12 protein-coding genes and 1 tRNA gene are annotated in these 13,009 nt (G+C 67.5%); 8 read left to right on the top strand and 5 right to left on the bottom strand.

Features of this window, described 5'->3' with window-relative positions; genetic code table 11:
- Window positions 1-648, bottom strand: a 648-nt coding sequence (locus DSY14_RS15610) for a trypsin-like serine protease (protein WP_211717295.1), incomplete at its 3' end; no start/stop codon positions are given.
- 544 nt (window positions 649-1,192) lie between these two features.
- Here DSY14_RS15610 and DSY14_RS15605 point away from each other — a divergent pair.
- Window positions 1,193-1,723 (top strand): NUDIX hydrolase, encoded by a 531-nt coding sequence (locus DSY14_RS15605; protein WP_211717294.1) that lies wholly within the window; start codon window positions 1,193-1,195, stop codon window positions 1,721-1,723.
- A 124-nt stretch (window positions 1,724-1,847) separates the two neighbouring features.
- Here DSY14_RS15605 and DSY14_RS15600 read toward each other — a convergent pair whose 3' ends face one another.
- Window positions 1,848-2,084: a hypothetical protein gene (locus DSY14_RS15600; protein WP_211717293.1), complete on the bottom strand. Its 237-nt coding sequence runs from the start codon at window positions 2,082-2,084 to the stop codon at window positions 1,848-1,850.
- 372 nt (window positions 2,085-2,456) lie between these two features.
- Window positions 2,457-2,530, bottom strand: a tRNA-Gly gene (locus DSY14_RS15595).
- A 134-nt stretch (window positions 2,531-2,664) separates the two neighbouring features.
- On the opposite strand from DSY14_RS15595, the gene dcd reads away from it, so the two are divergent.
- From dcd to DSY14_RS15565, 6 genes are all read left to right on the top strand, one after another.
- Complete coding sequence (dcd, locus tag DSY14_RS15590; RefSeq protein ID WP_211717292.1) at window positions 2,665-3,255, top strand: dCTP deaminase; 591 nt, start codon at window positions 2,665-2,667, stop codon at window positions 3,253-3,255.
- Window positions 3,256-3,665: 410 nt separating this feature from the next.
- Window positions 3,666-4,706 (top strand): glycine betaine/L-proline ABC transporter ATP-binding protein, encoded by a 1,041-nt coding sequence (locus DSY14_RS15585; RefSeq protein ID WP_211717291.1) that lies wholly within the window; start codon window positions 3,666-3,668, stop codon window positions 4,704-4,706.
- Window positions 4,703-5,923 (top strand): proline/glycine betaine ABC transporter permease, encoded by a 1,221-nt coding sequence (locus DSY14_RS15580; RefSeq protein ID WP_211717290.1) that lies wholly within the window; start codon window positions 4,703-4,705, stop codon window positions 5,921-5,923. The genes DSY14_RS15585 and DSY14_RS15580 overlap by 4 nt, the downstream gene beginning before the upstream one ends.
- 49 nt (window positions 5,924-5,972) lie before the next feature.
- Window positions 5,973-6,902: a glycine betaine ABC transporter substrate-binding protein gene (locus DSY14_RS15575; RefSeq protein WP_211717289.1), complete on the top strand. Its 930-nt coding sequence runs from the start codon at window positions 5,973-5,975 to the stop codon at window positions 6,900-6,902.
- Window positions 6,903-7,049: 147 nt separating this feature from the next.
- Complete coding sequence (locus DSY14_RS15570) at window positions 7,050-7,982, top strand: glycine betaine ABC transporter substrate-binding protein (RefSeq protein WP_211717288.1); 933 nt, start codon at window positions 7,050-7,052, stop codon at window positions 7,980-7,982.
- Window positions 7,983-8,327: 345 nt separating this feature from the next.
- The gene (locus DSY14_RS15565) at window positions 8,328-9,233 is read left to right on the top strand and encodes a glycine betaine ABC transporter substrate-binding protein (RefSeq protein WP_211717287.1); all 906 of its coding nucleotides are present in this window, start codon (window positions 8,328-8,330) and stop codon (window positions 9,231-9,233) included.
- A gap of 95 nt (window positions 9,234-9,328) precedes the next feature.
- Here DSY14_RS15565 and DSY14_RS15560 read toward each other — a convergent pair whose 3' ends face one another.
- Window positions 9,329-9,937, bottom strand: a complete 609-nt coding sequence (locus tag DSY14_RS15560; RefSeq protein WP_211717286.1) for a rhomboid family intramembrane serine protease — start codon at window positions 9,935-9,937, stop codon at window positions 9,329-9,331.
- 237 nt (window positions 9,938-10,174) lie between these two features.
- Entirely contained in the window at window positions 10,175-10,648 is a 474-nt protein-coding gene (locus tag DSY14_RS15555) for a hypothetical protein (RefSeq protein ID WP_211717285.1), read from the bottom strand.
- A 642-nt stretch (window positions 10,649-11,290) separates the two neighbouring features.
- Between DSY14_RS15555 and DSY14_RS15550 the strand changes: the two genes are divergently transcribed.
- Window positions 11,291-12,994 (top strand): ABC transporter family substrate-binding protein, encoded by a 1,704-nt coding sequence (locus tag DSY14_RS15550; RefSeq protein ID WP_211717284.1) that lies wholly within the window; start codon window positions 11,291-11,293, stop codon window positions 12,992-12,994.
- The last annotated feature ends 15 nt before the right edge of the window (window positions 12,995-13,009 follow it).

Here is a 13,009-nt window from a genome sequence, read left to right as displayed (position 1 = left end):
CTGGGCCTGGTCGGTGGGGTGCTCCGAGCACAGGTCGCTGTCGGGGTCCATCTGGGCGCAGCGGTCCGCGTTCACGATCTGGGTGTCGAGCTGCTGGAGCAGGTCGGGTTTGCCGTCCTCGCCGAGTTCGTCGAGCATGCCCCAGCCCAGGGCGCGTACCTCGGACTCGGGGACGGCCCGGTCGGTGGCGATGTCGATGGGTTCCTGTTCGACCGGGGAGTCCAGTCGGAGCAGGGCCAGGTCGTTCCAGAGCAGATATTGGGAGAACTCGTGGTCGGGGTCCTCGGAGACGTCGACGACCTCGTAGTCGGGGTGTTCGACGACCTCGACGATCTCGCGCTCGCTGCCGCCCTGGGTTTGGTCGTTGCTGCCCACACGCACGTCGATCTGTTCGGGTTCGGTGCAGTGTCCGGCGGTGAGCACCCACTGGTCGGTGACCAGAGCGCCGCCGCAGTAGTGGGTGTCGTTGTCGTCGTAGAGGGCGGTGATGAACCCGTATTCCTCGGTGGCGTCCTCCCCACCGATGATCGCGTGGGCCGGTGCGGCGACGGCGGTCGCTCCCAGAAACGCGCCCGCCCCCACCATCCCCACGATCGCGGTCCCGCGGCCACGGCTCCGCCCCGTCCGCTTCCTACGGTTGTCGAACATGCCCGACCCTTCCCTGGTGGAGTGCGTGATGGTGACGTCGCTTGCTGTCACCGTCCAAGCTAGGGATGCGGGGTGCCGTGGGGCATCGACCGCGAGGACCATTCGCCCCCTGACGAACGTCGGCCCTCGCCGGTCGGACCGGGGCTACGAAAGATGCAGGGGCCGGGATCACTCACGGCGGGGGGTCACTCGCCTGACCGGCGGCTTCACGCGTGTGTGCCCCGGGGGCGGTGACGGGACACGCATCGCGGGACAGCGCGGCGACAGATCCGGGCGGAACGGTGGACCCGATCGAGAACGGTGGCCCGGTCGGGGCTCGGTAGGCTCCCCACACCGGTGCTGGCGCACCGGGGCGGGGCCGATCGGGTGACCCGTACCGACGTCGACGCCCATCGGGTAGAAGCAGGTGGAGGTGAGGACCGATCCCGTTCACACAGGTCCGCGAACCCCGGGCACTCTTCGCGACGACGGCGGCGGGCCATCGTCTTCCGAATGGTCGTTCCGCCGCGGGGCACGTGGAGCGAGACCGCTCCAGGGTGTCAGTGTGAGTACGCAATGGACGATCCACGGTGAGAGGCTCGTGGACGAGAACCGGCACATTCGCCTGTCCACGGTCGACATCACCCTCCCGGACGGGGTGTCCTTCACGCAGTACGTGGTGGCCATGCCCACGGCCGCGATGACGCTGGTGGTCAACGACCAGCGCGAAGTCCTGCTGATGCGACGGCACCGGTTCATCATCGACCGTTGGGTGTGGGAGCTACCGGGCGGATACGTGGACGGCGCCGAGGACATCCACACCGCGGCGGCGCGTGAGGTCGAGGAGGAGACGGGGTGGCGCCCCCGTTCCATGGAGCACATGGTGACCTTCCAACCCGCGATCGGGTCGGTGGACCAACCCCAGATCATCCACCTCGCGCGCGGCGCCGATCCGACCGGTACCACGCCGGACGTCAACGAGACGCAGGAGATCCGTTGGTGGCCTCTGGAGGAGGCGGTGGATCTCATCGCACGTGGTGAGATCGTCGGTGCGTCGACGGTCGTCGCGGTGTACCGGGCGCTCACGCTCCTGTGAAGGTCATCCCGACGCACTGGGCCCAACCGTGCTCACGGGCCTGGATCAGGGGTCGTGCAGCGGTTCGGCGGCCGGACCGCGGAGGGGATCCCGTCTCGGTGGCGATGTCACCCGCGGACGGTGATCACGGATCGGAGTCTCCCTCGGAAGGCGGGGTGGCCTGAGGACGACGCTTCCCGCTCCGCGCCCGGTACCTCCTGACCGGCCCGGGCAGTGTCAGCACGCCCGTCAGTATCCCCAGACACCCCATCCAGGAGAAGCGGTCGTCGCAGACCCAGATCAACACGACCAACGGCACCCCCAGAACGACCAGGCACCCGGAGATGATCAGCGTCTGGAGGTCTTCGGACCTGTCGTTCACTGGTCGGGACTCCCGCTCCGTGGTGGGGGTGGGCCGGTGCCGACCGCTAGCGGTAAGACAACCCGGGTTCGACGGCTCACGCAACCTTCTGCCCGTGCCCTCTGACGGCGAACCTCACCCTCCGTGCTGCGAGAAGCGGTCCTGTCCGGCGCCGAGGTCACCGTCGGAGTGCCTGGTCACGCGACCGTCGCGCCGTCACCGGGACCGCAGGGGAGTGGCTCCGGGGCGTCGTGGTCGGCGGTGACCAGGCTTCGGCGGGAGGGCAGGTCCGGGCAGAGGGCACGTGTGCGGCACGGCGACCGGCTCACACCCCGGGAAAAGCAAACGGCCAGGTGTTCGAAAAACCTCGAACCACCTGGCCGTTTGTGCGTCTGGAGCGGATGACGGGAATCGAACCCGCGTTATCAGCTTGGGAAGCTGAAGTTCTACCATTGAACTACATCCGCGTGGGCTCACCGCTTGCGGCGGCCAACGCTGGCTATCCTAGCCCAAGTCGGGGCCTCGAGGGCAAGTCGGCGCCGCCCGACCGCCTCCGAGAAGCGGCCGACGGGGTGTTCTCGCAGGCGGTAGGTTCGACAGCGTGCTGCTCTCCGATCGTGACATCAACAACCAGATCGACGCCGGGCGGGTCCGGATCGATCCCTTCGACGCCTCCCTCGTCCAGCCGTCGAGCATCGACGTGCGCCTGGACCGCTATTTCCGGGTGTTCGAGAACCACAAGTACCCGCACATCGACCCCTCGGTGGAACAGCCGGACCTGACCCGGTTGGTGGAGACCGACGGGGACGAGGCGTTCATCCTGCACCCGGGCGAGTTCGTGTTGGCGTCCACCTACGAGGTGGTGACGCTGCCGGACGACATCGCCAGCCGACTGGAGGGCAAGAGTTCCCTGGGGCGCCTGGGTCTGCTCACCCACTCCACGGCCGGGTTCATCGACCCCGGTTTCTCCGGGCACGTGACCCTGGAGCTGTCCAACGTCGCGACCCTGCCGATCAAGCTCTACCCCGGCATGAAGATCGGGCAGCTGTGCATGTTCCGGCTGACCTCGCCGGCGGAGCGCCCCTATGGGTCCGCCGCCTACGGTTCCCGCTACCAGGGTCAACGTGGCCCGACGCCGTCGCGTTCGCACCAGAACTTCGTGCGCACAAGGATTGTGGAGGCCGACGGCTGAGGTCGGGGGGTCGCTTCGGCGACCCAAGAAGTGCTTACGGTACGGTCATGAATTGACACGTTCTGTCGCTTAGTGTGCCTGACATGGAACTGTGACCGTCATCGCCCTAAAATAAGCAGTGGTATAGATCACAACCGGGCGCTCTGCGGAATCCGCATCCCGTGCTACAGGTCGATAGACACGTTTTATGGCGGTTAAACATGTTATTTGGTAGTGACCTACCGCCTGAACTGTGTGTTCCTATATCGGTAAGGTGGCGCCCCGACGTTGACCAGGTGTTGGTGACACCCACTGTCGGGTGCGCACTGGGGGCTCTGCGCGGACCAATCACCTGAGACATCCGCGAAACGGTGGTGGGGCGTACGGCCCCGGAACGCCTTCGCGGCAGGGACAGCCCCATAGAGGAGACCGTGGCAGCAGTACGCGCAGACCACCTGTACAAGGTGTTCGGTAAACAGTCGAAGGCGGCCGTTGAGCGGCTCGCCGACGGAAGTCACCGGGACACCATCGCCGACCTCGACGTGACCGCAGCGGTCATCGACGTGTCCTTCGAGGTCCAACCGGGCGAGATCTTCGTCGTCATGGGCCTGTCCGGTTCGGGGAAATCCACCCTGATCCGGATGCTCAACGGCCTTCTCGATCCGACCGCAGGCACGGTCGAGGTCGACGGCGTGGACATCACCGCCCTTCACCGGAAGGACCTGCTCAAGCTGCGGGGCGAGAAGATCAGCATGGTCTTCCAGCACTTCGCCCTGCTTCCGCACCGCACGGTGCTGGAGAACGCGGCCTACGGCCTCGAGCTGCGCGGCATTCCGCGCGCCGAGCGCTTCGCCAAGGCCAAGGAGACCCTCGCCCTCGTCGGGCTCGAAGGGTGGGAGGACAAGCTCCCGCAGCAGCTCTCCGGCGGTATGCAGCAGCGCGTGGGCCTGGCCCGCGCCCTCTCCGCCGACACGGACATCATCCTCATGGACGAGGCGTTCAGCGCGCTGGACCCGCTGATCCGCCGCGACATGCAGACCCAGCTCCTGGAACTCCAGGAGAGCCTGGGCAAGACGATCATCTTCATCACGCACGACCTCAACGAGGCCATGCGCCTCGGTGACCGGATCTGCGTGCTCCGTGACGGTCGTGTCGCCCAGATCGGCGAGGCCGCCGAGATCCTCAACGCGCCGGCCAACGAGTACGTCGAGCGCTTCGTCGAGGACGTCGACCGGACCCGTGTGCTCACGGCGTCCGCCGTCATCGACGGCGCCATCGCCAAGGACGACGCCGCTCCGCAGGTCAGCGCCGACACCCTGGTGGCGGACCTGTACCCGAGCGTCTCCGCCGCGGACCGCCTTCGTGTGGTCTCGGAGCAGGGCGAGGTCCTCGGCATGGTGACCCGTGAGTCCGTCCTGGCCTCGCTCGGGGCCGCCGAGAACGGGACCGCGAACGGGAAGGAAAGCAAGTGACACCCGTCGACTTCCCGCCCAGCCTGCCGATCGGTGCCGGCTTCGAGGCCCTCAACACCTGGCTCAAGGACAACTTCGGTCTCTTCTTCGAGCTGACCGGTGACTTCATCCGCTGGGCGGTCGCCGCCCTGTCCGGGTTCTTCGTCGCTCCCGGCGCCGGGCAGCTGGCCTTCATCGCCGCGGTGATCATCGCCGCCCCGCTGGTGCGCTGGCGGCGCATGCCGCTGCTCGCCATCGTCGTCGGCGTCTCGGCGCTCTACATCATCGAGGCGCTCTTCGGAGCGGTCACCGCCATCATCAACGCCGTCCCGTGGCTGTTCCTGTGGGCCATGGGACTGTTCGACACCAACGTCGAGCCGTACTTCGTCATCTCCCTGGTCTTCCTCATCGCGGTCACCGCGCTGGGAGTCGTGGAGAGCCGGACCCGCGTCCGGGCCGGCGTCGTGGCCGGCGGCTGGCTGGCCCTGGTGCTGCTCGGCTGGTTGATCCTGCCGATGCTGGTCACCGACCCGATGTCGCTGCTCATGATCCTGCTGCTGAGCCTGCTCGCGCTCTCGGTGGCCGGTTGGCGCATGGGCCTGTTCGCGCTCATCGCCCTGACCATCGTGGCCTCCGTCGGCCAGTGGTCCAACGCCATGGACACGCTCGGCCTGGTCCTGGTGGCCAGCCTCATCGCCGTGGTCATCGCGATCCCGATCGGCGTCGTGGCGGCCTACAACGACCTGGTCAGCAAGATCATCAAGCCGGTCCTGGACCTGATGCAGACGCTGCCGGCGTTCGTCTACCTGATCCCGGCCATCTTCTTCTTCTCCATCGGCTCGGTGCCCGGTGTGGTCGCGACCATCGTGTTCGCCATGCCGCCCGGCGTGCGCCTCACGGAGCTGGGGATCCGCCAGATCGACAAGGAACTGGTGGAGGCGGGCGAGGCCTTCGGCGCCCCGCGGAACAAGATCCTCACCGGTATCCAGCTGCCCCTGGCCCTGCCCACGATCATGGCGGGCGTCAACCAGGTCATCATGCTGGGCCTGTCCATGGTCGTCATCGCGGGCATGGTCGGCGCCGGCGGCCTGGGCAGCCAGGTCTACCAGGGCATCACCCGCAACGACGGTGCGCTCGGCTTCGAGGCCGGTATCGCCGTGGTGATCCTGGCGATCTTCCTCGACCGCCTCACCGCGGCCGTCACCAAGAACAGCCCGCAGGCCCGCGTCGGCGCCTAGCCCCGACACAGGCCGGTCCCACTGAAGCACTAGGGAAGGAAATCCCACGATGTACAGCCGTAAGCGTATGACGGGTCTGGCCGCGGCCGGCATGAGCGGCGCGCTCCTGCTGACCGCCTGCGGTGGAAACGGCGAGGACCTGACGGGTGGTTCGGACGAGGGAGCCGAGGACTCCAAGGAGATCAACATCGCGTTGATCGCCTGGGAGGAGGCCATCGCCACCACCGCCATGTGGGAGGTCATCCTGCAGGAGAAGGGCTACGACGTCACCGTCACCGACGTCGACGTGGCCCCGATGTACCAGGGCGCCGCCAACGGCGACGTGGACCTGTTCCTGGACACCTGGCTCCCGGTCACCCACGAGGACTACTGGGAGGAGTACGGGGACCAGCTGGAGGACCTCGGTTCCTGGTACGACAACGCCGTGCTGACCATCACCGTCCCCGAGTACATGGAGGACGTGAACAGCATCGCCGACCTGGAGGACCACGCCGACGACCTCGACAGCACCATCACGGGTATCGACCCGGGTGCCGGTCTGACCCGTGTGACCAAGGAAGAGGCGATGCCGACCTACGGTCTGGACGACTGGGAGCTGTTGGAGTCCTCCACCGCCGCCATGCTCGCCGAGCTCGACTCGGCGATCGCGGAGGAGGAGCCCATCGTCGTGACGCTGTGGCGTCCGCACCCGGCCTACGCCCAGTACGACCTGAAGGACCTCGAGGACCCCGAGGGCGCGATGGGTGACGCCGAGACCATCCACGCGGTCGGCCGCGAGGGCTTCGGCGACGAGTACCCCGAGCTGGCCGGTTGGCTCGAGGAGTGGACCATGACCGACGAGGAGCTCGCCACCCTGGAGGAGCTCACGCTGGTCGAGCACGAGGGCGACGAGCAGGAGGGCGCCCGCGTGTGGCTCTCCGACAACCCCGAGTTCCTGGAGCGCACCCTGGGCGACGCCGCCGAGGGCCTGGAGTTCTGACGAGCGGACGAGACCACGCCGGTCCCGGTCGCGCACGCTGAGGGGCCGCCTCCACACCAGTGGGGGCGGCCCTCTCCGTGTGAGGACGTGTACCCGGCCCGGAGCGTCCGACAGCCGTTGTACAGCCGTAGTCAGAGGAAGGTCACGATGGACAGCCGCAAGCACGTGATGGGCCTGGTGGCGGTCGGGATGAGCGGATCGCTCGCGCTGACCGCCTGTGGAGGCGGGGGCGAGGACCTCACCGCCGGTTCCGACTCGGGTGGTGGTGACGGACGCGCGATCGAGATGGGCCTGGTCGCCTGGGACGACGCGATCGCCGTCACCCACATGTGGAAGCTGATCCTGGAGGAGAAGGACTACGACGTCACGGTCACCGGCATCGACGTGGCCCCGATGTACCAGGGGTTGGCCGACGGCGACCTCGACCTGTACATGAACGTGTGGCTCCCGGTGACCCACGGGGACTACTGGGAGGACTACGGCGGCGGGCTGGAGGACCTTGGTGCCTGGTACGACAACGCCGTGCTCACCCTCACCGTCCCCGCGTACATGGACGACGTGGACAGCATCGCCGACCTGCCCGACCACGTCGACGAGCTGGACGGGCGGATCGTGGGCATCGACCCGGGCGCGGGTCTGACCAGGATCACCAAGGAGGACGCCATGCCCGGCTACGGGCTGGACGAGGGTTTCGAGCTGGTGGAGTCCTCCTCGGCCGCGATGATCGCCGAGCTGGACGCGGCGGTCAGCGGACAGGACCCGATCGTGGTGACCCTGTGGCGCCCGCACCAGGCCTACGCCCAGTTCGACCTCAAGGACCTGGAGGACCCCGAGGGGCTGATGGGCGAGGCCGAGACCATCAATGCGGTCGGCCGTGACGGGTTCCGGGAGGACCACCCCGAGGCGGCCGGTTGGCTGGAGGACTTCGAGCTGACCGACGACGAGTTCTCGTCCCTCGCGGAGCTGACCCTGGAGGAGTACGAGGACGACCCCGAGGAGGGCGCCCGCGTGTGGCTCTCCGACAACCCCGCGTTCCTGGAGCGCACCCTGGGTGAGGACGCCGAGGGCCTGGAGTTCTAGGCTGTGTCCGTCAGGGCCCTCGCTCGCGCTTCGGCCCGTGTTCGGACGCCGGTGGGGCGGGAACCTCCTGCGCCGCAGGTGGGAGGGTTCGTCCCTCGCGGCCCCCTGCGGTACCTCTCCGGGTGGCGCAGGATCCTGTCCGCCGCGCCCGAACGGACGACCACCCCCCGTGGTTCCACGCACTGTTTCCAGCACGACCACGCGTCGGCCCTTCGGGCGGGCGCGTTCCGGTCGCCCCGCCACGGGGCGGTCGGCACTGACGACGTCACCGGGCCCCGGCCGATGATCCACCCCTCACATCGGCGGTGCCCACACGAAGGTCTTCGATGAAGGGGAACCCCCGAGATGTACAGCGGTAAGGGCTTGACGGGTCTGGTCGCGGCCGGGATGAGCGGCGCGCTCCTGCTGACCGCCTGCACGGGCGAGGCCGAGAGCGAGGACCTCAAGGAGGTCGGCATCGCGTTGATCGCCTGGGAGGAGGCCATCGCCGTCACCCACATGTGGCAGGCGATCCTGGAGGAGAAGGGGTACGACGTCACGGTCACCGAGACCGACCTCGCCCCGGCCTTCGAGGACGTGGCCAACGGCGATCTCGACCTCTACCTGGACATGTGGCTGCCGGTCACCCACCACGAGTACATGGAGGAGTACCGGGGACAGGTCGAGACCCTGGGGTCCTGGTACGACAACGCGGTCCTCACGCTCGCGGTGCCCGACTACATGGAGGACCTGCACTCGATCGACGACCTGCCCGGGTACGCCGACACGTTGGGCGGGACCATCGTCGGCATCGAACCGGACGCCGGTCTGACCCGGGTCACCCGCGACCAGGCCATGCCGGGGTACGGGCTGGAGGAGGGCTTCGAACTGGAGACCTCGTCGGGCGCGTCCATGATGGCCCGCCTGGGCGAGGCGTACGCCGCGCAGGAACCCATCGTCGTGACGCTGTGGCGTCCGCACCCGGCCTACGCCCAGTACGGCCTGAAGGACCTGGAGGACCCCCAGGGCGCGATGGGCGGTACCGAGAGCATCCACGCGGTCGGCCGTGAGGGCTTCGCCGAGGACTACCCCGAGCTGACCGAGTGGATCCAGGAGTGGACCATGAACGACGACGAGTTGGCGACCCTGGAGGTGCTCACGGTCGGCCCCGGGGTCGAGGACCCGCTGGCCGGGGCACGGCAGTGGCTGTCCCAGAACCCGTTGTTCCTGGAGCGCACCCTGGGCGAGGCCGCCGAGGGCCTGGAGTTCTGACCGCGGTCCGCGCCCGTGGAGACGAGTGACGGGGCCGTCCTCCCGGTGGAGGGCGGCCCCGTCGTGTCGTGTGCCCGGCCGGGCGTCAGGCCCGGTCAGGGGGCGTAGTAGCCGCCCTGGGCCCCGCTGCCGGGGCTGATCTGCCGGGCCGAGTCGCGCCTGGGCAGGACGTAGGCGGCGAGGAGACCGCCCAGGAACCCGAACAGGTGCGCCTGCCACGAGACGCCGGGGTGCTGGGGCAGCACACCCCAGATCATGGTCCCGTAGAAGATGACCACGCAGATCATGATGACGATGTCGACGGTCTTGCGTTCGATGATGCCCCGCAGGACGGTGTAGCCGAAGTAGCCGAACACCAGTCCGCTGGCACCCACGGTGGGCACACCGGGGACCGAGAACAGCCACACGCCCACACCGCTGACGACGGCGACGATCAGGGTGGTGAGCAGGAAGCGCCCTTGGCCGCTGAAGGCCACCAGGGATCCCAGGATCAGGAACGGCAGTGAGTTGCCGATCAGGTGGGGAAAGTTGGCGTGCATGAACGGGGCGGTCAGCACCGTCCAGGGGGCGCTCGTGTCCCAGGCGCGCAGCCCGAACTCTTGGTCGAGCCGCATGCCGGGGATGGTGTCGACGATCTCGAACACCCACATGGCCGCGAGCATCCCCGCTACGGTCAGGATGGCGGTGATTCTGGACTGCTTCACACTGTTGAGCGTAAAGGAACAGGCCTTGTGGCGGTATGTCCTTCGCGGTGTGTGCGGCGAATCGAGAGGAATGTCCGACTGATTCCGTGCCGGGGCGGCCGATTCGGCGGTGCTTCGGGGCCGCGACGTCACGTGTCGGAGCGATCGATCCTCACGGCTCCGGGGTGATCGGCACGACCGGGCCCGGGTGCCGCGCGATGCGCCCCTACCCGGGGAGCGGGGCCGCGCGGAACGTCCTCAGGAGGTCAGGGACCGCTTGCGGGGCGGGATGCCGGCGACGGCCATGAAGGACTCGACCCGGCTCGGCTGGACCATCCCGGTCAGGGGCAGGTGGCTGCGCGCCGTGCGGCGACCGGCCAGCGACGGGAAGCGCTTGGCGCGCCCGGTGGTGTCGTAGAGGCCCAGGGAACGGATGCGGCCGGGCAGCAGGTGGTAGGAGCCGATCTCGTCGAACGGGATCCGCACGACGTAGGAACCGCGTTCGTAGCGGAACTCGCCGTCGGCGATCTCCAACACGGGGCTCTTGATGAGGTGGCCGTGTACCGCGGACACGGCGCCGCCGACGACCAGGAGGACCCCGAGGGTGATGTTGGCCCAGTGACCCGGGTCGATCGCGACCGCCACCAGGCCCAGAATCACCAGAGCGTAGCCGGCCCACGTCTCAACGTACTTGCGGCCTACAGGGCAGACCAGGCGGACCGATTCGGACACGGCGGATGCCTCTCTCGCTGGGCGGGGCGCTGGGGGTGACGGAGGTCGTCACACGGAACCTTATCCGCTTCGGGAGTGTGAGGCCCCCGTTTTCGGTCATCTCGGCGGTGGGGTTCGGGACGAGTTTCCGATCGGGCGCGCGCATTGTGCGCCCGCTCCGTGTCGGTGATTGGTTCATCCTATGTTTTCACCGCGGGCGTGCGCCGCGGAGAAGTGTCATCGTCTGGCGCTACATGTTCGATATGTGGATGTTTGTCCTCTTCTCTCTTTGTAGTGACGTGCGTCCATATTGTAGTTAAACAATGTTGACTTTACTGTCGGGGCAGTTCGTCGTCTCTGATTAACCACAATCCATTCGCCGGGCGTCCGAATCCCCGGGATTGGTGGGGCTTTTGGCCCTGTGTCCCTGGCCTGCGGCGATGCGTGTCGACGTCTTGTGTTACCGACGTATTGAGGACACGTGACTTCGACTCGGGGTGATGGGCGCGAACCGGTTGCGGATGGGTCACGAATCCGGCAGTAGGGCTATACAGATATTTCACTCAATGGTCTTCTGATCGACTAATCGCCTAGTTTTGGCGGGGTGTGCCCTCGGGGTGTCCCCCGGTGTCCCGATTCGCATGAGTGATCAAGGGTGTGACTATGTTCAAGCGTCGAAAGTCGCTGGCGCTCGCCGCCGCGGCGACGTCAGCGGTCCTGGTGGCCAGTGGCTGTGGTGGTGGCGGAGACGAGAGTGGCGGGGGTGAACGCGAGGTCACGTGGGTCATCGAGACCCTTCCCGGTGCCTGGCAGTCGATCAGCTCCGCCGGCGGCAGCGTCTACGTCATCCAGACCCTGTCCGGAATCCTTCCGAGCACCGGCGGGTGGCTGCCCGACGCGGTCACCTACGAGTACGACATGGACGTCCTCGCCGAGGAGCCCACCCTCATCAACGACGACCTCGACGAGGGGCCGTTCGAGTTCAGCTTCACCCTCGCCGACGACGCCGTCTGGAGCGACGGCGAGCCGATGACCGGTGAGGACCTGCGGGTCACCTGGATGATGTCGGCCGGTCCGGCCGAGGGCTACTGCAACGGCTGTGACTCCCGCCTGAGCACCAACCCCGACCAGGTCGAGGACATCGAGGTCGACGGCAAGACCGCCACGGTCACCCTCAAGGAGGGCCAGGCGAACGCCGAGTGGATGGGTCTGTTCGACTCCCACAGCGTCGCGGGCGGCTTCCTCCCCGCGCACCTGGCCGAGGAGAACGGCCTGGACGTCGACGACCCGGACGACCTCGGCGAGTACTTCGCGTGGATGCACTCCGAGCGCCCCGAGTGGTCCGGCGGTCCGTACCAGATCGTCTCGGGCGACCTGGAGAACGAGGTCGTGAAGGAGCCGAACCCGGAGTGGTTCGGTGACGAGCCCGGTCTGGACCGGATCACCTTCATGTTCAACACCGACGAGGGCACCTTCGTCAACGCCTTCTCCAACGGCGAGATCGACGGCGGCAGCCCCTCCTCGTACAACGAGGACGTCTTCACCCAGATCGACGAGCTGCAGAACGCGACGACGACGATCGGTGAGGGCGCCGCCTGGGAGCACGTCGACCTCAACCTCAACAACGAGGCCCTGCAGGACGTCGAGCTGCGCCGCGCCATCTTCACCGCCATCGACCGTGACGAGATCGCCTCGCGCAACTACGGCGCCGGCTACCCCGACTACGAGCTGAAGAACAACCACATCTTCGGTAACGACAGCCCCTACTTCGTCGACCACTTCGAGGGCGAGTCGCAGGGCACCGGTGACGTCGACGCCGCCACCGAGATCCTGGAGGAGGCCGGCTACGAGGTCGGTGACACCCTCACGCTGGACGGCGACGAGGTCGGTCCCTTCCGCCTGCGCAGCACCGACTCCGTCGTGCGCAACACCTCGCTCCAGCTCATCCAGGCCCAGCTGTCGGAGATCGGCATCACCACCAACATCGAGGTGACCGACGACCTGGGCGGCATGCTCGCCGAGGCCGACTACGACATCGCGCAGTTCGGCTGGCAGGGCAACCCGTACTTCGTCACCTCCGGCAGCCAGTACTGGGGCAGCGACAGCGGCAGCAACTTCGGCGCCTACAGCAACGACGACGTCGACGAGCTGACCGACGAGGCGGCCAACGCCCCCGACCTGGACACCGCGGCCGACCACATGAACGAGGCCATGGAGTCCCTGGTTCCCGAGGCCTACGTCCTACCGATCATGCACGAGCCGTACTACTCGTTCGTGAACTCGGACCGTCTGGCCGGCGTCGAGGACAACCTCCACTCCAGCTACCGCGCCACCTACAACATCGGTGAATGGACCCTCGCCGACTAGGGCGTCACGCGATCC

Origin of the sequence: Nocardiopsis sp. MG754419, from assembly GCF_018207095.1 — a bacterium.
In the GTDB taxonomy this organism is placed as follows: domain Bacteria; phylum Actinomycetota; class Actinomycetes; order Streptosporangiales; family Streptosporangiaceae; genus Nocardiopsis.
The sequence above is the reverse complement of the archived record's forward strand: the minus strand, read 5'-3'. Positions and strand labels throughout refer to the sequence as shown.

Bases quoted from the DNA above. Each gene is read 5' to 3' on its own strand.
- DSY14_RS15570 (WP_211717288.1), top strand. From the start codon at position 7,050: ATGGACAGCCGCAAGCACGTGATGGGCCTGGTGGCGGTCGGGATGAGC.
- DSY14_RS15550 (WP_211717284.1), top strand. From the start codon at position 11,291: ATGTTCAAGCGTCGAAAGTCGCTGGCGCTCGCCGCCGCGGCGACGTCA.
- DSY14_RS15565 (WP_211717287.1), top strand. From the start codon at position 8,328: ATGTACAGCGGTAAGGGCTTGACGGGTCTGGTCGCGGCCGGGATGAGC.
- DSY14_RS15575 (WP_211717289.1), top strand. From the start codon at position 5,973: ATGTACAGCCGTAAGCGTATGACGGGTCTGGCCGCGGCCGGCATGAGC.